20 protein-coding genes are annotated in these 20,186 nt (G+C 63.2%); 15 read left to right on the forward strand and 5 right to left on the reverse strand.

Annotation, left to right across the window (positions count from 1 at the left end):
- The first annotated feature begins 35 nt into the window (after nt 1–35).
- The 7 genes from LMTR13_RS31340 to LMTR13_RS31370 all read left to right on the forward strand — a co-directional run bounded on the left by LMTR13_RS31340 (nt 36) and on the right by LMTR13_RS31370 (nt 6,487).
- On the forward strand, nt 36–1,823 hold the full coding sequence (locus LMTR13_RS31340; protein ID WP_065731136.1) for a thioredoxin domain-containing protein: 1,788 nt from the start codon (nt 36–38) through the stop codon (nt 1,821–1,823).
- Nucleotides 1,824–2,199: 376 nt separating this feature from the next.
- Nucleotides 2,200–2,463: a BufA2 family periplasmic bufferin-type metallophore gene (gene bufA2 / locus LMTR13_RS31345; RefSeq protein ID WP_197520947.1), complete on the forward strand. Its 264-nt coding sequence runs from the start codon at nt 2,200–2,202 to the stop codon at nt 2,461–2,463.
- 198 nt (nt 2,464–2,661) lie between these two features.
- Nucleotides 2,662–2,919, forward strand: a complete 258-nt coding sequence (gene bufA2 / locus LMTR13_RS31350) for a BufA2 family periplasmic bufferin-type metallophore (RefSeq protein ID WP_065731137.1) — start codon at nt 2,662–2,664, stop codon at nt 2,917–2,919.
- A gap of 88 nt (nt 2,920–3,007) precedes the next feature.
- Entirely contained in the window at nt 3,008–3,913 is a 906-nt protein-coding gene (gene bufB / locus LMTR13_RS31355; RefSeq protein ID WP_083219302.1) for an MNIO family bufferin maturase, read from the forward strand.
- Nucleotides 3,910–4,695 carry an HvfC/BufC N-terminal domain-containing protein gene (locus tag LMTR13_RS31360; protein ID WP_065731138.1) on the forward strand — a complete coding sequence of 262 codons (786 nt, stop codon included), beginning with the start codon at nt 3,910–3,912 and terminating at the stop codon, nt 4,693–4,695. The genes bufB and LMTR13_RS31360 overlap by 4 nt, the downstream gene beginning before the upstream one ends.
- Nucleotides 4,696–4,712: 17 nt before the next feature.
- Nucleotides 4,713–5,501: a creatininase family protein gene (locus LMTR13_RS31365; protein WP_065731139.1), complete on the forward strand. Its 789-nt coding sequence runs from the start codon at nt 4,713–4,715 to the stop codon at nt 5,499–5,501.
- Nucleotides 5,498–6,487, forward strand: a complete 990-nt coding sequence (locus LMTR13_RS31370; protein ID WP_236843203.1) for a hypothetical protein — start codon at nt 5,498–5,500, stop codon at nt 6,485–6,487. The genes LMTR13_RS31365 and LMTR13_RS31370 overlap by 4 nt, the downstream gene beginning before the upstream one ends.
- A gap of 66 nt (nt 6,488–6,553) precedes the next feature.
- Here the strand turns inward: LMTR13_RS31370 and LMTR13_RS31375 are convergent, their stop codons facing one another.
- Complete coding sequence (locus LMTR13_RS31375) at nt 6,554–7,252, reverse strand: outer membrane protein (RefSeq protein WP_083219304.1); 699 nt, start codon at nt 7,250–7,252, stop codon at nt 6,554–6,556.
- A 234-nt stretch (nt 7,253–7,486) separates the two neighbouring features.
- On the reverse strand, nt 7,487–8,905 hold the full coding sequence (locus LMTR13_RS31380) for an FAD-binding oxidoreductase (protein ID WP_065731141.1): 1,419 nt from the start codon (nt 8,903–8,905) through the stop codon (nt 7,487–7,489).
- 82 nt (nt 8,906–8,987) lie between these two features.
- On the opposite strand from LMTR13_RS31380, the gene LMTR13_RS31385 reads away from it, so the two are divergent.
- Nucleotides 8,988–9,512 carry a thioesterase family protein gene (locus tag LMTR13_RS31385; RefSeq protein ID WP_065733116.1) on the forward strand — a complete coding sequence of 175 codons (525 nt, stop codon included), beginning with the start codon at nt 8,988–8,990 and terminating at the stop codon, nt 9,510–9,512.
- 9 nt (nt 9,513–9,521) lie between these two features.
- Here the strand turns inward: LMTR13_RS31385 and LMTR13_RS31390 are convergent, their stop codons facing one another.
- Nucleotides 9,522–11,057: a helix-turn-helix domain-containing protein gene (locus LMTR13_RS31390; protein WP_065731142.1), complete on the reverse strand. Its 1,536-nt coding sequence runs from the start codon at nt 11,055–11,057 to the stop codon at nt 9,522–9,524.
- 158 nt (nt 11,058–11,215) lie between these two features.
- Here LMTR13_RS31390 and LMTR13_RS31395 point away from each other — a divergent pair, with 158 nt between their 5' ends.
- Together LMTR13_RS31395 and LMTR13_RS31400 are read left to right on the forward strand one after the other, a co-directional pair.
- Entirely contained in the window at nt 11,216–12,058 is an 843-nt protein-coding gene (locus tag LMTR13_RS31395; RefSeq protein ID WP_065731143.1) for a class I SAM-dependent methyltransferase, read from the forward strand.
- A 73-nt stretch (nt 12,059–12,131) separates the two neighbouring features.
- Nucleotides 12,132–12,956, forward strand: coding sequence for an alpha/beta fold hydrolase (locus tag LMTR13_RS31400; RefSeq protein WP_065731144.1), 825 nt, complete (start codon nt 12,132–12,134; stop codon nt 12,954–12,956).
- A 29-nt stretch (nt 12,957–12,985) separates the two neighbouring features.
- Here the strand turns inward: LMTR13_RS31400 and LMTR13_RS31405 are convergent, their stop codons facing one another.
- The gene (locus LMTR13_RS31405) at nt 12,986–13,159 is read right to left on the reverse strand and encodes a DUF1328 domain-containing protein (protein WP_065733117.1); all 174 of its coding nucleotides are present in this window, start codon (nt 13,157–13,159) and stop codon (nt 12,986–12,988) included.
- A 291-nt stretch (nt 13,160–13,450) separates the two neighbouring features.
- Between LMTR13_RS31405 and LMTR13_RS31410 the strand changes: the two genes are divergently transcribed.
- The 5 genes from LMTR13_RS31410 to LMTR13_RS31430 all read left to right on the forward strand — a co-directional run bounded on the left by LMTR13_RS31410 (nt 13,451) and on the right by LMTR13_RS31430 (nt 19,676).
- Nucleotides 13,451–16,063 (forward strand): ATP-dependent helicase, encoded by a 2,613-nt coding sequence (locus LMTR13_RS31410; protein WP_065731145.1) that lies wholly within the window; start codon nt 13,451–13,453, stop codon nt 16,061–16,063.
- A gap of 53 nt (nt 16,064–16,116) precedes the next feature.
- Entirely contained in the window at nt 16,117–16,578 is a 462-nt protein-coding gene (locus tag LMTR13_RS31415) for a helix-turn-helix domain-containing protein (RefSeq protein ID WP_083219305.1), read from the forward strand.
- 442 nt (nt 16,579–17,020) lie between these two features.
- Complete coding sequence (locus tag LMTR13_RS31420; protein WP_065733119.1) at nt 17,021–17,944, forward strand: ABC transporter ATP-binding protein; 924 nt, start codon at nt 17,021–17,023, stop codon at nt 17,942–17,944.
- Nucleotides 17,941–18,702 (forward strand): ABC transporter permease, encoded by a 762-nt coding sequence (locus LMTR13_RS31425; protein ID WP_065731146.1) that lies wholly within the window; start codon nt 17,941–17,943, stop codon nt 18,700–18,702. Before LMTR13_RS31420 ends, LMTR13_RS31425 begins: the two co-directional genes overlap by 4 nt.
- A gap of 197 nt (nt 18,703–18,899) precedes the next feature.
- A complete protein-coding gene (locus LMTR13_RS31430) occupies nt 18,900–19,676 on the forward strand; it encodes a L,D-transpeptidase (RefSeq protein ID WP_065731147.1) in 777 nt (258 codons plus the stop codon).
- Between the two features lie 43 nt (nt 19,677–19,719).
- On the opposite strand, the gene LMTR13_RS31435 is transcribed toward LMTR13_RS31430, so the two are convergent.
- Nucleotides 19,720–20,178: a DUF6691 family protein gene (locus LMTR13_RS31435; protein ID WP_065731148.1), complete on the reverse strand. Its 459-nt coding sequence runs from the start codon at nt 20,176–20,178 to the stop codon at nt 19,720–19,722.
- Nucleotides 20,179–20,186 lie beyond the last annotated feature (8 nt).

Raw genomic sequence — 20,186 nt, forward strand, 5'->3', positions numbered from 1 at the left:
TAGCTGGAGAGAACGCCACGCTTCCGGGAGCTACCATGAGACTCGTCCGCATTGCCGCCTTCGCCCTCGCCGCGCTTGCGGCATCGCCCTCGTTTGCTTCGGACGGGCCCAAATGGAGCGATTGGAGCGACGATCTGTTCGCCCGCGCGCAGGCTGAACAGCGCTTCGTCATCCTCGATCTCGAGGCGGTGTGGTGCCACTGGTGCCATGTCATGGAGAAGACGACCTACGCCAATCCCGAGGTCAGGGAATTGCTCGCCGCGAAATATCTGCCAGTGCGGGTCGATCAGGACGCCAACCCCGAACTGTCGAGCCGCTATGGCGACTGGGGCTGGCCGGCGACCATCGTGTTCGGCCCCGACGGCAGCGAGATCGCCAAGATCAGGGGATATATCGAGCCGGAACGGATGCAGGCGCTGCTCAAGGCGATCATCGACGACCCTTCGCCTGGACCGTCGGTCGCCGAAGCCTTTGAGGTGAAGCCATCGACCTTCGCTGTCCTCGACAAGGAACAGCGCGCCGCGCTGATGAAGAATGTCGACGAATCCTTTGAGGAAAAACTCGGCGGCTGGGGCGAGAACCAGAAATACATCGACGCCGACAGCATGGACCTCGCGATCACCCGCGCCGAGTCCGGCGACGCCATGGCGGCCAAGCGCGCCCGGCAGACGCTGGATGCCGCCATCGCGCTGATCGATCCGGTGTGGGGCGGCGTCTACCAATGTTCCGAAGCGGGCTCCTGGACGCATCCGCATTTCGAAAAGATCATGTCGTTTCAGGCACAATATCTCCGGCAGTACAGCCAGGCCTACGCGCTGTGGAAGGATCCGAAATACCTTGCTGCCGCACGTGACATCGAACGCTATCTCGCGGAATTTCTCAGGAGCCCTGAGGGCGCGTTCTATGTCAGCCAGGATGCCGACCTCGACCACGACACCGATGGACACAAATACTACGCACTGTCGGACGGCGAGCGCCGCAAGCTTGGCATGCCGCGCATCGACAAGAACCTTTATGCCCGCGAAAACGGCTGGGCGATCTCGGGGCTTTCGGCCTACTACAACGTCACCAATGATCCGAAGGTGCTGGCGATTGCCGAACGCGCGGCGAAATGGGTGATCGACAACCGCGCGCTGCCGCACGGCGGCTTCCGCCATGGCTCGAAAGATCGCGGCGGGCCATTCATCGGCGACACGCTGGCGATGGGCCAGGCCTTCCTCGATCTCTATGCTGCCACGGGAAACCGCGACTGGCTCACCAGAGCCGCCAAGGCCGGCGATTTCGTCGCGACCTTCCACGATGAGGCCGGCGGCTTCGTGACCTCGAAGACGGAGGAAGGCAAAACCGGCGTGCTCGCAAAACCTGCCAAACCGATCGACGATCAGGTTCAGGTCGCCCGCTTCATGAACTTGCTCAACCGTTACTTCGGCAACGAGTCCTATCGCGACGAGGCCGCGCACGCGATGCGCTATATCGCCAGCGCCTCGGCCGGGATGATGCGTCCGCTGCCCGGTGTTCTGCTCGCCGACGAAGAGCTCGCGGTGGAGCCTACCCACATGACGATCGTCGGACACAAGGACGACGCCCGCGCGAAAGACCTGCATGCCCTCGCCCGCGAGCTGCCGGCCCGCTACAAGCGCCTGGAGTGGCTTGATTTGCGCGAGGGCAAACTGCCCAACCCCGACGTCGAATATCCCGATCTCGGCGAACCCGCGGCGTTTGCCTGCAGCAACCGCATCTGCTCGTTTCCGTCCTTCAACGCCGAGGAGTTGCGGGCCACGGTCGCACAGATGGCGAAGCTGAAACCTGTGCGGGATAGCTGAATCGAATTTCCTTATGCAACGCAAACACCGCCGACACTCGGGCTAATCCGTTGAAGCGCCGCGCTTTCTGCGCGGCGCGCGCTTACGGAGATCACTGCTGCACGCAACGAAATACTCTCAAGCCGCCGGGGTTAGACATGGACGGGATGTCCAACCGCAAAAAAGAAAATTTTCTTTGAAACGCTGTAACCGCCCGATGCCCCGTAGCTGGTTTCGGATGAGCACTCAAATCACGGAGACCTGACCTCTTCCGGCACGCCACCGCGATCTGATTGCCATCCGTCCCTCCCCTGCGTCAGCGGGGTCTGTGATCGAACGATCAATAGGCCTCACGGCGTCACTTTTTTGTCTTCACACAACCATCGAGGAGATCGTCATGAAGTTGAATTCCAAATCCGGTGCGACGCTCGCCGCTGCCGCCGCCACGCTGTTCCTCGCCGGCTCGGTGGTATCGACGGTGTCGACGCCTGCGAACGCCGCCCAGGGCAAGTGCATGGCCGGCAATGCTTGCAAGGGCCAGAGCGCTTGCAAGGGCGCGGCCAACGCCTGCAAGGGCCAGAACGCCTGCAAGGGTCAAGGCTTCTCGGCGACCTCCGAGAAGGCTTGCGCCGCCATGGGCGCCAAGTTCGTCAAGGGTTGATCGATCCGATCAGGTGCCCAGACAGAGGGCTCGGCGCTGCCGGGCCCTCGTTGTTTCGTCTCGGCGGCTGAAATAAAATCGGCTCCGCGTGTAACTAAATCCAGACCCGCCACGTAGCTATCGCTGGGTGCAGTTTGTCGGCCGGAACTGTCGCGGCTTGCGAGCGATGCACCCTCACACTTCCTTCGGAGGATACAAATGAAGATGACTTCCAAGTCCGGCGCGACCCTCGCCGCCGCTGCAGCCACCCTGTTCCTGGCCGGCGCCACCGTGTCGACAGTGGCCCATGCCGCCGGCGAAGGTAAGTGCGTCGGCGCCAATGCCTGCAAGGGCCAGAGCGCTTGCAAGGGTGCCAGCAATGCCTGCAAGGGCCAGAACGCCTGCAAGGGTCAGGGCTTCTCGGCCATGACCAAGGAAAAGTGCGACGCCGCCAAGGGCAAGTACATGCCGTCTTAAGTCACGGTCCGATCGAGGCCCGGTGTAGGCCGGGCCTCGCATCCATGCTAGGTTGACGGTGCAGTTTGGGACGCCGAGCGGAGACGAGATGAACGTCGCAAGCAGATTGCCAGATACCTCGGCGGCCGCGCTTGCAGACCGCGCGGCGACATCGGCCAAGCCGCCCTTCCTCGGCTTCGGCCTCGGCTTGCGCCATCAACACTACGACGAAATCCTGAGCGGCAATCCGCCGATCGACTGGTTCGAGGTGATCAGCGAAAACTACATGCTGCCCGGCGGCCAGCCGCTGCGCACGCTCGACCGAATTTGCGAACGCTACCCCGTGGTGATGCATGGCGTGTCGATGTCGATCGCCTCCACCGCTCCGCCGAATTTCGAGTACCTGCAGGCTCTGAAGGATCTCGCTGGGCGTGTCGAGCCGAAATGGGTGTCGGACCATCTGTGCTGGACCGGCGTGCACGGCAAGAACCTGCATGATCTGCTGCCGATCCCCTACACCAGGGAAGCGCTCGATCACATCGTCGGCCGGGTCCAACTGGTGCAGGATTTTCTCGGCCGCGCCATCGTGCTCGAGAACGTCTCGACCTACGTCCAATTCAGCAATTCCGAAATGACGGAGTGGGAATTTCTGTCCGAGCTGTCGCGCCGCTCCGGATGCTGGCTTCTGTTCGACGTCAACAACGTCTACGTCAGCGCCTTCAACCACGGCTACGATCCCTTGACCTTCCTCAACGGAATTCCGGCGGATCGCGTGGTGCAGTTTCACATGGCCGGCCACAGCCATATGGGTACCCATATCATCGACACCCACGACCACCCGGTATGCGAGGACGTCTGGGAGCTCTATGCCGCGGCGTTGAAACGTTTCGGCCGGGTCTCGACCATGATCGAGCGCGACGACAACATCCCGCCGCTCGACGAATTGTTGCTTGAGGTTGCCAGGACCCGCGAGATGGCCGAGAAAATCTTGCCGAGGTGCACGCAGGCGGAATGAGCGATTTTGCGCGACAGCAAGCCGAGTTTCAGCGCGGCATCCTCGATGGCGACGATACGGTGCTGGCTGAAATCCTCGACAGCCCGCGCGAGAAGCGCGAGACGCTGTTCGGCGTCTATCGCTATGCCTACGGCTCGCGGCTGGTCGAGGCAATGCGCAACGACCATGAACTCCTGCATCTTTACCTCGGCGACGAAATGTTCGACGAGATGGGGCACGCTTACGTCAAGGCGCGCCCGTCCGCGCATCCGAACCTGCGCTGGTTCTCGCAAGGCCTGCCGGAGTTTTTGAAATCGGCGAGGCCCTACTCGGACCATCCCGTACTTTCCGATCTGGCCGCGCTGGAAAAAGCGCTCAACGACGCCTTCGACGCCGCGGAAAGCAAGGTCGTCGAACTGACCGACATGGCACGCTTTGCGCCGGAGGCATGGTCCGGCCTCAGCTTTCAGCCGCATCCCAGTGCATCCAGGCTCGAGCTGGCGACCAACGCGGCCGCGATCTGGCTCGCGCTCAAAAACGACGAAACGCCGTCGGACGCGACCCGACTGGAGCAGCCGGCGCATCTTCTGATCTGGCGTCAGGACGTCACGCCGATGTTCCGCGAGCTTTCGGCGGAAGAGGCGATGATGTGGGATGAGGCCGCGAACGGTACTCCCTTCGGCGTGCTCTGCGAGATGCTCGCGACCTATGACGACCCCGACGGCGCGGCAGGCCGCGGCGCCGGCTTTCTGCACGGCTGGATCACGGCGGGACTTTTGACGGATGTTTCCGTCGGCTCATGAAGGGGAGCGCTCGGCGAATGGGAATAGACACCGATCGCCACTTCATCGAGCGCATGCACTGGGACGAAGTCGCGCGGCGCATCGGTGATGGCGCGGCGGCGATATTGCCGATCGGCGCCGCCGCCAAGCAGCACGGCTTCCACCTGCCCCTCAACACCGACCGCATCCAGGCCGAATGGCTCGCAGCCAGGATGGCGAAAAAGATCGACGCGCTGATCTGGCCGACGCTCACCTACGGTCATTACCCGGCCTTCGTCGATTATGCCGGCAGCAGCAGCCTGTCGATTTCGACCTTCGAGGCGCTGGTGCGCGAGATCGCCGGGCAGATTCTCGCCGGCGGCTGCCCAAAGCTGCTGGTGCTCAATACCGGGATCAGCACGTTGGCCCCGGTCGATCGCGCACTGGCGCGCCTCGACAACGCGCGGATCAGGCATTTATGGATCCATGAAGGCCCGCGCTATCCGCGCGTGGCCAGGCAATTGGCCGAGCAGAGCCATGGCAGCCATGCGGATGAGCTGGAAACGTCGTTGATGCTGGCGCTGGCGCCGCATCTGGTCGACATGACCCGCGCCGAAGCCAGCCCCGTGATGAACCATGAGACACCGGGTGCATTGACGCCCTCGGATCCGAATTCGCCGAATTACAGCCGCTCCGGCAGCTATGGCGATCCGACACGGGCGACGTCGGCCAAGGGCGAAGCCTTGCTCGCCGCCATGCTCGACGATCTCCACGAGCAGGCCGCCTCGTTCATCGCGCAGGACCCCGCCGAGGACCGGTCGGCCGCGGTGCAAGCCGTGCTGAGATGAAGGTCGCCAGCGCCTTCCGCTGGACCGTTGCAGCCGCTGTCATCGCCGCGATGCTGCCAAGCGCCATTTCGTTCCGCGCCGACGCGCAATCGGAGTATATGCGCGGCGCCCGTATGCCGTACGATGCGTTCGACCGGCTGCCCAAGACTGACCTCGAAGTGCCCGGCGGCACCATCCATGTCGCGTTCGCGCCGGGCGACTTCATGCTATCAAGGGAAAAGCTGCTCGACTGGATCAGGATGTCGGCTCGGGCCGTGACGACCTATTACGGGCGATTTCCCGTCAACTCGCTCCGGCTGCTCCTGGTGCCGGTCGATGGCGGGCGCATTCGCGGCGGCACGACGTGGGGCTATCGCGGCGCCGCCATTCGCATTCCGCTCGGCCGCGATTCAAGCGAGGATGTGCTGCGCCGCGACTGGGTGATGGTGCACGAGATGGTGCATACCGCCCTGCCCGACATGCCCGACCGCTACGCGTGGCTCTCGGAGGGGTTGGCCGTTTATATCGAGCCGGTCGCGCGGGTGCAGGCCGGCGACCTCACGGCGCGGGAAATCTGGCAGGCGATGATGCGCGACATGCCGAAGGGGCTGCCGCAAGCCGGCGATCAGGGCCTCGACAACACCGGCACTTGGGGGCGGAAATATTGGGGCGGCGCGATGTTCTGCCTGCTCGCCGATATCGAAATCCGCAAAGCTACCGATAATCGCCTCGGCCTGCAGGACGCGATGCGCGGCGTGCTCGCCGCCGGCGGCAATCACGAGCAGGACTGGCCGATCGAGCGCATCCTTGCAACCGCCGACAAAGCCGTCGGCGTCGATGTGCTGACCCGGCTTCACAACGAGATGGGGCCGAAGCCGGTGACGCCCGATCTCGCGTCGCTGTGGCGCGACCTCGGCTTGAAGCGGACTGGCGAAGATATCGAGTTCGACGACACCGCGCCGCTGGCTGCAATCCGCAAGGCGATCACCGCGCCGCACGCACGATAAGACCGATGGGGAAGCGCGACATGATGATCCGGCAGCCAGCGCCGCCGGACCACCACAAGCGAAGTATCAGAACCGATAACTGGCGCCCACGCGCACGAAGTGCATCTCGTTGCGGAATTCAGCCCGCGTGCGGTCCCGGCTGGACAGCGTGACGCTGCCATAGTCGGCGTAGAGATACTCAGCGCGCCCGACGAAATGCTTGGTGAAAGCATACTCGATGCCGGCGCCCGCGATCAGCCCGGCCTTGACCTGTTCGTCCCAGATAGCCTGCTCCAAGGTGTCGCAACCCCTTTGCACCGTATAGCGGTAGCCATTATCGATACTGGCCACGCCGACACCGACCGCACCAAATGCGAGCAGGCGGTCGAACGCGTAGCCGGCGCGCAGGCGAGCCGAGCCGAACGCGCCGAACCGCGACAGCAGCGCGCTGTCGGCAAAGACGAGTTCGTCCCGCGACGAAGTGGACTTGCCCCAATCGAATTCGGCGCCAATTACCAAGCGGTTGGCGAACTGATAGTTGTAGCCGCCATAGACGCCGACGGCGAAGCCGCCCGCCTGCCCCTCCGCATGACGACAAGCACCATTTCGGCAGTAATCGGCCGCCCACGCCGCATACGCACCGCCGCCGTAAACGCCTGCATAGAATCCGGTCCAGTTGTAGTGAGGCGAAGGCAGGTCCGGAATACGGATTTCGGCAGCCTTCGCCGCCGGACCTGCCAGCAAAAAGCCGCAAGCGGCAACAATCCCCCAGGAAAGAAAACGCATTAACGCACCTCATCACGCACGACACTCGCAACACATGTTGCGGATCCAAGCTGAAGAGGGAACTTCGGGCGCGACGATGTTTAAGTCGGGCGGCGCTGTGTTGAAACGAGGCTATGTTTGGAACGAAATTGGGATCGCCGCCACAATGTACAACCTATGAGCGAAGAGCGTTGTTGCTGGCGCTTGCCCGCCACCTGCGGTTACAGTGCCAAGGTGGCGGGCCCGCGGGCTTACCTAGTTCGCCGGCACGATCTTGCCGGGATTGAAGATGTTCTGCGGATCGAGCGCGTGCTTCAGCGCGCGCATGGCGTCGATCGCCTCGGGGCCGAGCTCGGCCTTGAGGTATTTCTGCTTGCCCTGCCCGATGCCGTGCTCGCCGGTGCAGGTGCCGCCCATCGACTGCGCGCGTTCGACCAGGCGGTGCATGAATTCCTCGCCGCGCGCCATTTCTTCCTTGTTGTCGACGTCGCAGACCAGCGAGCAGTGGAAATTTCCGTCGCCGACATGGCCGACGATCGGCGACAGCAGGTTGAGCTGTTTTAAGTCTTCCTCGGTCTCGGTGACGCAATCGGCTAGCCTCGATATCGGCACGCAGACATCGGTCGCCACCACGCCGGCGCCGGGGCGCAGCGCCTTGACGGACCAATAGGCGTCATGCCGCGCCTGCCAGAGTTTTGTGCGGTCCTCAGGCTTGGTCGTCCAGGTGAAATCCCCACCGCCGCATTCCCTGGCGATCTCGCCAAAGTTCTTCGACTGCTCGGCCACCTCGACCTCGCTGCCGTGGAATTCCAACAGCAATAGCGGCGTCTCCGGCAGGGTCAGCTTGGAATAGGCGTTGCAGGCGCGCACCTGCTCGGCGTTGAGCAGTTCGATCCGCGCGAGGGGAATGCCGGTCTGGATCGCAAGGATGGTCGCCTGGCAAGCACCGCGCACCGTCTCGAACGAGCAGGCGGCGGCCGCGATCGTCTCGGGAATGCCGCGCAGCTTGATGGTGAGTTCGGAGATGATGCCGAGGGTACCCTCGGCGCCGACGAACAGATGTGTCAGGTCGTAGCCGGCCGCGGATTTTTTCGCTCGCGTGCCCGTCGTGATGATCTCGCCGTCGCCGCGCACCACTTTCAGCGCCAGCACGTTCTCGCGCATGGTCCCGTAACGCACCGCATTGGTGCCGGACGCCCGCGTCGCGGTCATGCCGCCGAGCGAAGCGTCGGCGCCGGGATCGATCGGGAAGAACAATCCCTGGTCGCGCAGATGCTCGTTCAGCGCCTTGCGGGTGACGCCGGGCTGGATCACGCAATCCAGGTCCTCGGCGTGAACTTCGAGAATCCGGTTCATGTCGCGCAAGTCGATGCAGACGCCGCCGGCCGGCGCATTGACCTGGCCCTCCAGCGAGGTGCCGGTTCCGAAGGCGATCACGGGCACGCCGTGTTTGGCGCAGATCCGCACCACGTCCTGGATGTCGGCAGTTTCCTGCGCCATCACCACCGCATCCGGCGGCTGGGTCGGCAGCCAGGTGGTGGTATGGGCATGCTGTTCGCGCACCGACTGCGAGGTGATCAGCCGGTTGCCAAACCGCGCCGCCAGCGCCTCCACGGCGCCTGCCAAAGCCTGCGGTTCCGGCCGCTTCACACTACCTGATATCGTCGTCGCCACGTCAAATTCCTCCCGAATTTGAGCGGACCGTGGCAAAGGATATAAATGGGGTCAAGATAGCGAAACGACAAAGGGATGGATGATGACGACCGCTGCCGCCGCCGGGGAAAAACTGAAAGATATACCGCTGCCGCCGGTCCCGTTTCTGTCCTCGGTGATGCGGATCGAGCCGCAATGGATCGACTATAACGGCCACCTCAACATGGCCTATTACAACGTGATGATGGATCGCGCCATCGACGAAATGTGGCTGCAGCTCGGGATCGGGCCGGCCTACATGAAGGAGCGCCACTGCTCGACTTTCACCGCGGAAGCCCATGTGCGCTACGTCAGAGAAATTCATCTCGGCGACCCCGTTCAGATTTCAGTTTATCTGTTGGGTGCCGACGAGAAGCGGCTGCACACGTTCGAGGAACTGCGCCACGCGACGGAAGGCTGGATCTCCGCGACTTCGGAAAACATGACGCTGCATATGGACATGAAGGCGAGGAAAGTTGCCCCCTTCCCGCCCGATATCCGCGCGCGCATCCAGGCGGTGATGGATTCGCACGCAACCGTGCCGCGGCCCGACGGGATCGGCCGCAAGGTTGCGATGCCCTCGAAATAACCTCTGAGCCTATGCCGGCAGACCTGCCTCGTGCAGGGTTCCGACCACCAGATCACGGTAATCTTGCGGCAGCGGCGGCATACCCCGCTGCACCTCCGACACCGTGAGATCAGGATAGTGGTGCCGCAGCGCCCCGAGACTGCGTCGGGCCTGTGGCCCTTGCCCGGCGAGCACGTGCGCCGGGCATAGCGTTCGATGCACCCAGCTTGCGGAAGGGTGCTCGGCCAACGCCCGCTCCTGCCAGTACGCCGCCTTGGCATATTGGCCGGCCTTGAAATGAGCACAGCCGATCCCGACCATGCTGTTGAAGGCAAGCGGATCGTGCGGCGCCAGATCGAGCGCGATCTTCAAACGCTCGATCGCGGATTCCGGTTCGCCCTTGTAGACGTCGATCCATCCGCTGCGGCTCCACGCCCAGACCGATCCACCGTCGACGGCGAGCGCCTTGCGAATGACCAGGTCCGCAGTATCGAGCTCCCCAAGCAACGTCAGCGCATTGCCGAGCACGGCAAGCACGGTAGCGTCGCCGCAAAGGGACTGAGCCCGACGCGCCAATTCGAGACTTCGGGACTTCTCTTCCACTGGCGCGGACGTGAAATGATAGACCGCGCGCTGAACGTACGCCCAGGCCGCCAGCGCAGTGGCGAGCGGATGGGTCGGGTCCTGGTCCATCGCGCGCTCCAGTAATTCAAGCGCGCGGGCATTGCCGTCGGCATCGAGAGCGACAACGCCCGGCATCGCACGCAACGCGAGATCGTGCGCGCTGAGCCCAGCGGCCGGCTTGTGCTGCGCGCGATCGATCTCGGCAAGGCGCAAACCTGACTGAAGCATCGCAGCGATCCTGATCGCGAGATGTTCGCTGGTTGCGGTTTCGTCGCGCAAGATATTGTCGGTACGATGCGCCCAAATCTGACAACCGGTTTCGCTGTCGATCAGACGGAAGATCAGGCGTGTCTGTGCGCCCGATCCCCGGATCGTGCCGGTCAGATGGTAGCGTGCGGTCCTCGACTGGCTTGCCACCGAAATCCCTGCGCGGCTCAGAGCAACGAGAAGGTCATCGGCGATATCGGCTGCGATCTCCTTACACTCCGCAGCCGTTTCGATCGGCCCAAACGCCAGCATGGGCCGGTCGCGCCGCGACACGAATAGCGAAGGCATCGCACCGAGCGTCGCCGTGAACGCCGCCTGCCGCTTCAGCGTCTGCGACGGCGTCTCGCCGTAGCGGCGGCGATACTCGGTCGAAAACCGCCCGAAATGGGGAAAGCCGCAGCGCAGCGCGACATCCATGATTTTGGCGTCTGGCGCACCCTGCAACAGTTCGCGGCGGGCGCATTCGAAACCGATTTCGCGAAGCACGGTGCGGGGCGTCTTGTCGAGAAACCGGAGGAATTGCCGTTGCAATGCCCTGGTGGATAGTCCGGCGACGGCGGCGAGTTCCGCCAGGTGCCAATTGTGGCCGACATTGGCACGCATCGCGTCCAGCGCACGCCTGACACCGCGGGGCAGTGGCGATGTCGCCGATGAAACCTTCTGGTCAGCAATCATCCGATACTCCGAGGACGCCTGGTGGTGAGTCCTGGGAACGGCAGAAAGGTTCACGTTCGGGATAGCCGTGTCGCGAACTGGATAGGCCTCTGGCGGCCTCGGTACTAAGCCGGCAGCACGCTGAAATCGGCAAGTTCACCCGCTCAAAGGATTAGAACATGGCTACATCCGCTGCCGCTCAAACCCTGCAACCCGGCCAGATCGATCTTTCCGCCCTGAAAACCAAGCAACACGGCGCCTGGTCCTCCGGCGATTACGCCGTCGTCGGCACCACGCTGCAGATCGTCGGCGAAGAACTGTGCGAAGCGCTAGATCTCAGAGGCGGCCAGAAGGTGCTCGATGTCGCCGCCGGCAACGGCAATGTCACTCTTGCTGCGGCGCGCCGCTGGTGCGAGGTAATGTCCACGGACTACGTGCCAAGCCTGCTTGAGCGCGGCCGCACCCGCGCCGCCGCGGAAGGCCTGTCGGTCCAGTTCAAGGAAGCGGATGCGGAAGCGCTCAACTTCGATGACGCCACGTTCGACGTCGTCGTTTCGACTTTCGGCGTGATGTTCACGCCGGACCAGGACCGCGCTGCTTCCGAATTGCTCCGGGTATGCAGGAGCGGCGGCAAGATCGGTCTCGCCAACTGGACGCCGGAAGGTTTTATCGGGCAGTTGTTCAAGACGCTCGGCAAATACCTGCCGCCGCCGGCGGGCGCGAAATCGCCCGCGCTGTGGGGCACGCAGGCGCGCATCACGGAGATGTTCGGAACGTCGGCCGCATCGATCAAGGCCGAGAAGCGGCACTTCATGTTCCGCTACCGCTCGCCGCTGCATTTTCTCGACGTGTTCAGGAATTACTACGGCCCGACGCTGAAAGCCTTTGCCGCGCTTGACGAAACCAACCAGCGTCGCCTTGCCGACGACATCCTGACGCTGATCGCGTCGATGAACCGCGCCGAGGACGGCACCATGGTGCTGCCGAGCGAATATCTCGAAATCGTCATCGTCAAACGTTGACGAAATCCAGCCGTAAGGCGGCGGCCCTGGGCTGGCCGCCGCCCGTCGGTATACTCACGAAGGAGCTTCCGAGATGATTTACCAGACGCCCGGGCTCATCGATTACCAGGAGGCCGGCAAGGGTCCGACCGTTGTGCTCGTACCGGGTTCATGCAGCACCGGTGCGGCCTGGCGCGCGGTCATGGCTCATTGGCAGGGCCGGTTCCGCTGCGTGACCACCAGCCTGCTCGGATATGGCGGCACCGCCGAGCGCCGCACCTCGGCTGATACGGATATCGCATATGAGCGCGAGGTACTCGAGGCGGTGATCCGTCGTGCAGGCGGTCCGGTGCATCTCGTCGGTCACTCGTTCGGCGGCTTGACCGCGCTTGCGGTCGCATTGCGAGGACGCGTTCCGCTGCTCAGCCTGACGATCGCCGAAGCACCGGCCGTGGACATCCTGAAAGAAACCGGAGAGCACCAGCACTATGATACTTTCCGGAACATGTCCCGCGCCTATTCAGATGCTTTCAGACGCGGTGAAGCCGATGCGATTGCGCGAATGATCGATTTCTACGGCGGCGTCGGCACGTTCGCCGCATGGCCGCAGCGCGTGCGCGACTACGCCATCGAAACCACACCGGCCAATTTGCTGGATTGGGAATCGGCGTATGGCTTTCGTCTTACGCCCGCGTCGCTGGCGACCGTGAAAATTCCCACGATGGTCTTGTGGGGTGAGACCAGTCATCCGGCCGCACGCCGGGCGAACGAGCTACTGAGCCGGTACATTCCACGTGCCGAGCGCGCCGCGATTGCCGGCGCGTCTCATTTCATGATCGCCACCCACCCGAAGCAATTCGCGGACCTGATCGTCCGCAATATCGAGCGGTCCTGTCTGGCGCTGGCTGCCGCGCAGTAGCGCGGCGCCACGCTTTTGTCGGTGCCGCGCTAGATGTTGCTTCGTCCACGCACCAGTCCGACAACGGCCGAGACCAGGAACAGGATTACGGCGATAAAGAAGATCGCCTTGGCGATTTCGACTGACGCGCCGGCGATTCCGCCGAAGCCAAGAACACCCGCGATCAGCGCGATGATCAGAAACGTAACGACCCAACTCAGCATGTCACGACCTCGATTGCCTGTTGCTCCTTCGATGGCGGCGACTGAGGCGTCGCACATCGCCTGCGGGACCAATCCGGGCCGGGAATGATGGTTCCGGGCGGCAAAAGCGCGAAATTTGACGTTTCGAGCGGAACAAAATCGCCGCACAGCCGCGAAATCAGGCCCGCAACCGCTACCGCATAAAACCTGTCAAAACGGCCGGACAGGCCCTATATGGCCCTTGATCCCTGCTATGAAGGCTCCCCTTTACCGCCTCACGGTGCCATCGTGGGGGCCGAGACGATTCGAGAAATGACCGAGCCGAGCAAACTGCCCCATCACGGCGTCCCCGAGCACCAGCCTGCGGCCGGCGGCATCGCCGCGCGTGCGCGGGCCGCCGCCGGCCCGCAATATCTGAGCGGGCTCAATCCGGAGCAGCGCGAGGCGGTCGAGACGCTGGACGGGCCGGTTCTGGTGCTGGCCGGCGCCGGCACCGGCAAGACCCGCGTGCTGACCACGCGCATTGCGCACATCTTGAGCCAGGGCCGCGCGCGGCCGCACGAAATTCTCTCGGTGACCTTCACCAACAAGGCCGCGCGCGAGATGAAGCTCCGCCTCGGCCAGATGCTCGGCCAGGCCGTCGAAGGCATGCCGTGGCTCGGCACCTTCCACTCGATCGGTGGGCGCATCCTGCGCATCCACGCCGAGCTGGTGCAGCTCAAATCCAATTTCACCGTGCTCGACGTCGACGATCAGGTCCGCCTGCTCAAGCAGTTGTTGCAGGCCGAGAACATCGATGACAAGCGCTGGCCCGCGCGGATGCTGGCCGGTCTGATCGACGGCTGGAAGAACCGTGGGCTGGCCCCCGGCCAGGTGCCGTCGGGCGAAGCCGCGATGTTCGGCAACGGCAAGGGCGGCAAGCTCTACGCCAGCTATCAGGAGCGGCTGAAAATCCTCAACGCCGCCGATTTCGGCGATCTGCTGCTCGAGAACATCCGGCTGTTTCGCGAGAACCCTGATGTGCTCAGGCAATACCAGAACCGCTTCAAGTTCATTCTGGTCGACGAATATCAGGATACCAACGTCGCGCAATATCTGTGGCTGCGGCTGCTGTCGCAGGCGCCGTCGAGGCCGGGCGTGCCGCTGTCGGCGATCATTCCCGGTGCTCCCGTCATTCCGGGGCGCGTCGGAGACGCGAACTCTGATGTGCAATCGCACATCAGAGAATCTGGAGATCAAGAGGACTCAGCTCGAGATTCCGGGTTCGCACCTGTCGGTGCGCCCCGGAATGACGCGGGAAATGCCGTCGCTCAGCCCTCTCCTCCCAAAAACATCTGCTGCGTCGGCGACGACGACCAGTCGATCTATGGCTGGCGCGGCGCGGAGGTCGACAACATCCTGCGCTTCGAGCACGATTTTCCCGGCGCAAAAGTTATCCGCCTTGAACGCAATTACCGCTCCACCGGCCACATCCTCGCCGCCGCCTCGCATCTGATCGCGCACAACGAAGGCCGGCTCGGCAAGACGCTGCGCACCGAGGATGTCGACGGCGAGAAGGTCACCGTCACCGGCTCCTGGGATTCGGAGGAGGAAGCCCGCGCCATCGGCGAGGAGATCGAGCAATTGCAGCGCGCGGGCGAGAACCTCAACGAGGTCGCGATCCTGGTGCGGGCCTCGTTCCAGATGCGCGAGTTCGAAGATCGTTTTGTGACCCTCGGCCTGCCCTACCGCGTGATCGGCGGTCCGCGGTTCTACGAACGCGCCGAAATCCGCGATGCGCTGGCTTATCTGCGCGTGATCAATTCGCCCGCCGACGACCTCGCCTTCGAGCGCATCGTCAATGTCCCGAAGCGCGGGCTCGGCGACGCCACCGTGCAGATGCTGCACGACCATGCTCGCAAGCGGCGCATGCCGCTGTTCGAGGCGGCACGGGCGGTGGTCGAAACCGACGAATTGAAACCGAAGGCGCGCGGCGCGCTGCGCGACCTCATTTTGCAGTTCGACCGCTGGCGCGCGCAGCGCGAGGTCGCCGCGCATACGGAGCTGGCCGAAATCGTGCTCGACGAGAGCGGCTATACCGAGATGTGGCAGAAGGACCGCTCCGCCGACGCCGCGGGCCGGCTGGACAATTTGAAGGAGCTGGTGCGCTCGATGGAGGAGTTCGAGAACCTGCAAGGATTCCTCGAACATATCTCGCTGGTGATGGACCGCGACGGCGGCGCCGAGGAAGAGGCAGTGTCGCTGATGACGCTGCATTCGGCCAAGGGGCTCGAATTCGACAATGTATTCCTGCCGGGCTGGGAGGAAGGCCTGTTTCCGAGCCAGCGCACGCTCGACGAACAGGGCCGCGCCGGCCTCGAAGAGGAGCGGCGCCTGGCCCATGTCGGCCTGACCCGCGCGCGCCGCCGCGCCAAACTCTATTTCGCCACCAACCGCCGCATTCACGGCACGTGGTCGACCACGATCCCCTCGCGTTTCCTCGACGAACTGCCGTCGGCCAATGTCGAGATCACCGAGTCCAAGGGCGGCTCCGGCTGGGGCGGCACCGGCGGCTACGGTCCGTCCCGTTTCGACAACGTCGAATCCTTCGGCTCCAGCTATTCGACACCGGGCTGGCAGCGCGCGCAGGCCAATCGCAACCGCGGCCAGGGCGGCCGCAGCGGTCAGGCCCGTGGCGGTTTCGAAGAAAGCCAATCGTCATTTTCAGGCGGCTTCTCCCGCAACAAGCGCGGCCCGCTGGTGATCGAAGGCGAGCTGGTCGCGAAATCCACCGGCACGGTTTCGGAATTCTCACTCGACGATCGCGTCTTCCATCAGAAATTCGGCTACGGCCATGTGGTGAAGATCGACGGCAACAAGCTGACGATCGCGTTTGAAAAGGCCGGCGAGAAGAAGGTGGTCGATAGCTTCGTGGAGCGGGTGTAATGGCTGTGCGCAGGACCCTTGCGATCTAAGCCCCATTGGGGTATCATCGTGAGATGGCTAAGCGCCCCGTTTCGGTGATCGAATTCGCAGGATATCGCCGCCGCGCTAGCGAACTTTTAACTGACAGACAGCGCGACGCCGTCATTGACATGGTTGCTTACGAGCCGACATGCGGCGACATCATGGAAAGAAAAATGACGAGCAAGAGAAGCCGGCTTGCCGACGACATTCGCGCGAGTCTACGCGACGCGCACAATCATGCTTCGGGAAAGACGACAAAGGCAATTGTGCATCGTGTCACTCCAAAGGAAACCGACGCGCGCGAAGCGCGGCTAATGCTTGGTCTGTCACAGGACGAGTTCGCCGCCCTGATTGGAACGGGAGTCGGAACTGTACGGAAGTGGGAGCTTGGTACGCGCCGCCCTTCCGGCGCAGCCCGCACGCTTATTAGCGTCATCAAGAAGGAACCCAAAGCTGTTCGTCGCGCTCTCGCGAAGGCAAACGAGGTGGCGTAAACAACGCTCTGATTTGACCGCTGCCTAGATCAGGATGAGATTAGGTTGGGCCGTGACGGCGGACCATCTCGTGCCCCGGACGCAAGCGGCGTGAGTGCCGCGAGCCGGGGCCCATTTTACTTTGCATGGGGTTGTTTTCGCGTTTTTGTGTCTAGGCCCTGCGGTGTACGCCGAAGAGTATCTGCACTGCGTCCGGGACACGAGATCGTTAGCTTCGCGCTAATGGCAAATCGCCTCGACTCCAACCCATTTCGCTCTAGCGTTGCGCAGGTCTGAACGGCCTGGCCGCTCGCGCCGCGGAGTAGGCGCTTTTCTCAGTTCTCCGCATTGCGGAGGACCTTCCGCGTTCCTATCTCCCGGTTCCCACCCCTTCCCAGCCTCGACCCGGCCGAAGCGCCGCTGTGTCGTTCGCCCATTTCCATTTCAGACTGCCATGCTCGCGATGCCCTCCATCATATCCGTCTCAAATCTCTCAAAAACCTACGGCTCCGGCTTCAAGGCGCTGAACGGCATCAATCTGGACATCAAGCGCGGCGAAATCTTCGCGCTGCTCGGGCCGAACGGCGCGGGCAAGACCACGGTGATCAGCATCATCTGCGGCATCGCCAATCTAAGCGAGGGCCGCGTCACGGTCGGCGGGCACGACATCAACCGCGACTATCGCGCCGCGCGCTCGCTGATCGGGCTGGTGCCGCAGGAACTGCACACTGATTCGTTTGAAACCGTATGGGCAACCGTCAGCTTCAGCCGCGGCCTGTTCGGCAAGCCGAAGAATCCGGCTCACATCGAGAAGGTGCTGAAGGACCTGTCGCTGTGGGACAAGAAGGACTCCAAGATCATCACGCTCTCCGGCGGCATGAAGCGCCGCGTGATGATTGCAAAGGCATTGTCGCACGAGCCGCAAATCCTGTTCCTGGACGAGCCGACCGCGGGCGTCGACGTCGAATTGCGCAAGGGCATGTGGGACGTGGTGCGCGGCCTGCAGGCCTCCGGCGTCACCATCATCCTGACCACGCATTACATCCAGGAAGCCGAGGAGATGGCCGACCGCATCGGCGTGATCAACAAGGGCGAGATCATCCTGGTCGAGGACAAGGCCGGGCTGATGCAGAAGCTTGGCAAGAAGCAATTGACGCTGCACCTGCAGCAGAAAATCGACGCCATTCCGTCCGCCCTCGCGCCTTACAAGCTTCAATTGTCCGGCGATGGCCGGCTGCTGACCTATGATTACGATACCAAGGGCGAGCGCACCGGGATCACCAGCCTGCTGACCGACCTCCGCAACGCCGGCATCCACATCTCCGACCTCGATACCACCCAGTCTTCGCTGGAAGACATCTTCGTCAGCCTGGTGAGGGCGCCATGAACTACCGTGCGATCCGCGCTATCTATCTGTTCGAAATGGCCCGTACCTGGCGCACGCTGCTGCAGAGCATCGTCTCGCCGGTGGTTTCTACCTCGCTCTATTTCGTGGTGTTCGGCGCCGCGATCGGTTCGCGCATCACCGAGGTCGAGGGCGTCAGCTACGGCACGTTCATCGTGCCGGGTCTCGTCATGCTGTCGGTGCTGACCCAGAGCATCGCCAACGCCTCGTTCGGAATCTATTTTCCGAAATTCGTCGGCACTATCTACGAGATACTGTCGGCGCCGGTTTCCTATATCGAAATCGTGATAGGCTATGTCGGCGCGGCCGCAACCAAATCCATTATCCTCGGCGTGATCATCATGGCGACCGCCGCGCTGTTCGTGCCGCTGCACATCCTTCATCCCTTCTGGATGCTGACCTTCCTGGTGCTGACGGCGGTGACGTTCAGCCTGTTCGGCTTCATCATCGGCATCTGGGCCGACGGGTTCGAGAAGCTGCAGATGATCCCGATGCTGGTGGTGACGCCGCTGACCTTTCTCGGCGGCAGTTTTTACTCGGTCAACATGCTGCCCTCTGGCTGGCGCACCGTCACCCTGCTCAATCCGGTCGTGTACCTGATCTCGGGCTTCCGCTGGAGCTTTTACGAGATCGCCGACGTCAGCGTGGGCTTGAGCCTCGGCATGACGCTCGGCTTCCTCGCCATCTGCATGGTGCTGGTGTGGTGGATCTTCAGGACCGGGTACCGGCTCAAGAATTGACGCGGGATCTGTAGCTCGCTCGCGAAAATGTCAGCACTTTGCCGCCGATTGCGCCGTCCCGCCGCCTTGTTTGCGCCGCGGGACGCGTTAACGATTGCGGACGCAGGCCACTGGAACCAGTGCCGGTTTCCGGGCATATTGGATGCCGGGGACGGAGAGCCGGCGCTTCATACAGGGGCCTGGAGGCCAAAGGTAAAATGCGTTCCTTCCTCATTGCCGTCACCGCCCTGACGCTGTTCGCCTCCGGCACAGCCCAAGCCAAAGTCGCCATAACTGTCGATAAGGACAACCAGCAGATGACCGTCGCCGTCGACGGCGTCGAGCGTTACCGCTGGCCGGTGTCTTCGGGCCTTCCCTCCTATGAGACTCCGAACGGCAGCTTCCGCGCCTTCCGGATGGAAGAGGACCACTATTCCAAGGAATTCGACGACGCGCCGATGCCGCATTCGATCTTTTTCACCAAGATCGGCCATGCCATCCACGGCACCGATTCCGTGAGCCGTCTCGGCAGCCCGGCCTCGCATGGCTGCGTACGGCTGTCGCGCGAGAATGCGGCGAAGCTCTGGGATCTGGTGAAGCAGGTAGGCGTGCTCAACACGACGGTGACGTTGACCGGCTCCTCCCAGGTCGCCCTGGCGCGCAATCCGCGGCGCGCCAATACGGCCGTGGCACGTCGCGCCCCGCAACCGCAATATGAGCAGCAATACGACGCCGCCGGCGATCCCGTCGTGATCACCCCGCCGCAGCAACGCACGGCACCGGTGGCGCGGGCCGACGACGGCTATATCTATCCCGCCGATGGCTCGTCGAACGAAGCGCGCTATCCCGCGCCCGGCCGCCGCGTCTACGACACCCAAGCCTATCAGCAGCAGCAGCAGTATTACGCCAACCGCGGCTATGCGCCGGCGCCGCAGGGCTACTATCAGCCACGGCCTTATTATCAGCAGCGCGGCCTGTTCAGCTATCAGGATTAGCCCGTGAGTTCATTGTGGTCGCAGCATCATCTGCGACCACGTCTCAGCCGTCCGTCGCGCTCGCCAACGGCCGGTCGCGTTGCGCGGTCGGCCGCGACTGTTGCCTAGCGTCGTTAGCAATCATCCCTGCCGCCATGGCGGCGACGAAGACGATGACCCCGGGCGACAGCGTCGCCAGGCTCTCCAGCGCCGGCCCAGGGCACAAACCGACTAATCCCCATCCGATTCCAAACAGCCCGGCGCCTGCGACCAGCGGCAAATCGATTCCCGATTTGCCCGGCCGAAAATATTGCCCGGCAAACCAAGGCCGTGCACCGCGGTCAGCCAGTCTGAAGCCGGGTATCGAAACAGCCAGCGCCGCAGCCATCACCACCGCGAGACTCGGATCCCACGCGCCGAAGATATCGAGGAAGCCGAGGACTTTGGTCGGCTGTACCATGCCTGATATCAGGAGGCCCGCGCCGAAGATCAGGCCGCAAATCAGGGGAGCAATGATCCACATGGCCTACC

Source organism: Bradyrhizobium icense, from assembly GCF_001693385.1.
In the GTDB taxonomy this organism is placed as follows: Bacteria; Pseudomonadota; Alphaproteobacteria; order Rhizobiales; family Xanthobacteraceae; genus Bradyrhizobium; species Bradyrhizobium icense.

Bases quoted from the DNA above. Each gene is read 5' to 3' on its own strand.
- LMTR13_RS31405 (WP_065733117.1), bottom strand. From the start codon at position 13,159: ATGCTGAGTTGGGTCGTTACGTTTCTGATCATCGCGCTGATCGCGGGT.
- LMTR13_RS31365 (WP_065731139.1), top strand. From the start codon at position 4,713: ATGGGAATAGACACCGATCGCCACTTCATCGAGCGCATGCACTGGGAC.
- bufB (WP_083219302.1), top strand. From the start codon at position 3,008: ATGAACGTCGCAAGCAGATTGCCAGATACCTCGGCGGCCGCGCTTGCA.
- LMTR13_RS31395 (WP_065731143.1), top strand. From the start codon at position 11,216: ATGGCTACATCCGCTGCCGCTCAAACCCTGCAACCCGGCCAGATCGAT.
- LMTR13_RS31390 (WP_065731142.1), bottom strand. From the start codon at position 11,057: ATGATTGCTGACCAGAAGGTTTCATCGGCGACATCGCCACTGCCCCGC.
- LMTR13_RS31370 (WP_236843203.1), top strand. From the start codon at position 5,498: ATGAAGGTCGCCAGCGCCTTCCGCTGGACCGTTGCAGCCGCTGTCATC.
- bufA2 (WP_197520947.1), top strand. From the start codon at position 2,200: ATGAAGTTGAATTCCAAATCCGGTGCGACGCTCGCCGCTGCCGCCGCC.
- LMTR13_RS31430 (WP_065731147.1), top strand. From the start codon at position 18,900: ATGCGTTCCTTCCTCATTGCCGTCACCGCCCTGACGCTGTTCGCCTCC.
- LMTR13_RS31360 (WP_065731138.1), top strand. From the start codon at position 3,910: ATGAGCGATTTTGCGCGACAGCAAGCCGAGTTTCAGCGCGGCATCCTC.
- LMTR13_RS31340 (WP_065731136.1), top strand. From the start codon at position 36: ATGAGACTCGTCCGCATTGCCGCCTTCGCCCTCGCCGCGCTTGCGGCA.
- LMTR13_RS31410 (WP_065731145.1), top strand. From the start codon at position 13,451: ATGACCGAGCCGAGCAAACTGCCCCATCACGGCGTCCCCGAGCACCAG.
- LMTR13_RS31400 (WP_065731144.1), top strand. From the start codon at position 12,132: ATGATTTACCAGACGCCCGGGCTCATCGATTACCAGGAGGCCGGCAAG.
- LMTR13_RS31435 (WP_065731148.1), bottom strand. From the start codon at position 20,178: ATGTGGATCATTGCTCCCCTGATTTGCGGCCTGATCTTCGGCGCGGGC.
- LMTR13_RS31420 (WP_065733119.1), top strand. From the start codon at position 17,021: ATGCCCTCCATCATATCCGTCTCAAATCTCTCAAAAACCTACGGCTCC.
- LMTR13_RS31385 (WP_065733116.1), top strand. From the start codon at position 8,988: ATGACGACCGCTGCCGCCGCCGGGGAAAAACTGAAAGATATACCGCTG.
- LMTR13_RS31415 (WP_083219305.1), top strand. From the start codon at position 16,117: ATGGCTAAGCGCCCCGTTTCGGTGATCGAATTCGCAGGATATCGCCGC.
- bufA2 (WP_065731137.1), top strand. From the start codon at position 2,662: ATGAAGATGACTTCCAAGTCCGGCGCGACCCTCGCCGCCGCTGCAGCC.
- LMTR13_RS31375 (WP_083219304.1), bottom strand. From the start codon at position 7,252: ATGCGTTTTCTTTCCTGGGGGATTGTTGCCGCTTGCGGCTTTTTGCTG.
- LMTR13_RS31425 (WP_065731146.1), top strand. From the start codon at position 17,941: ATGAACTACCGTGCGATCCGCGCTATCTATCTGTTCGAAATGGCCCGT.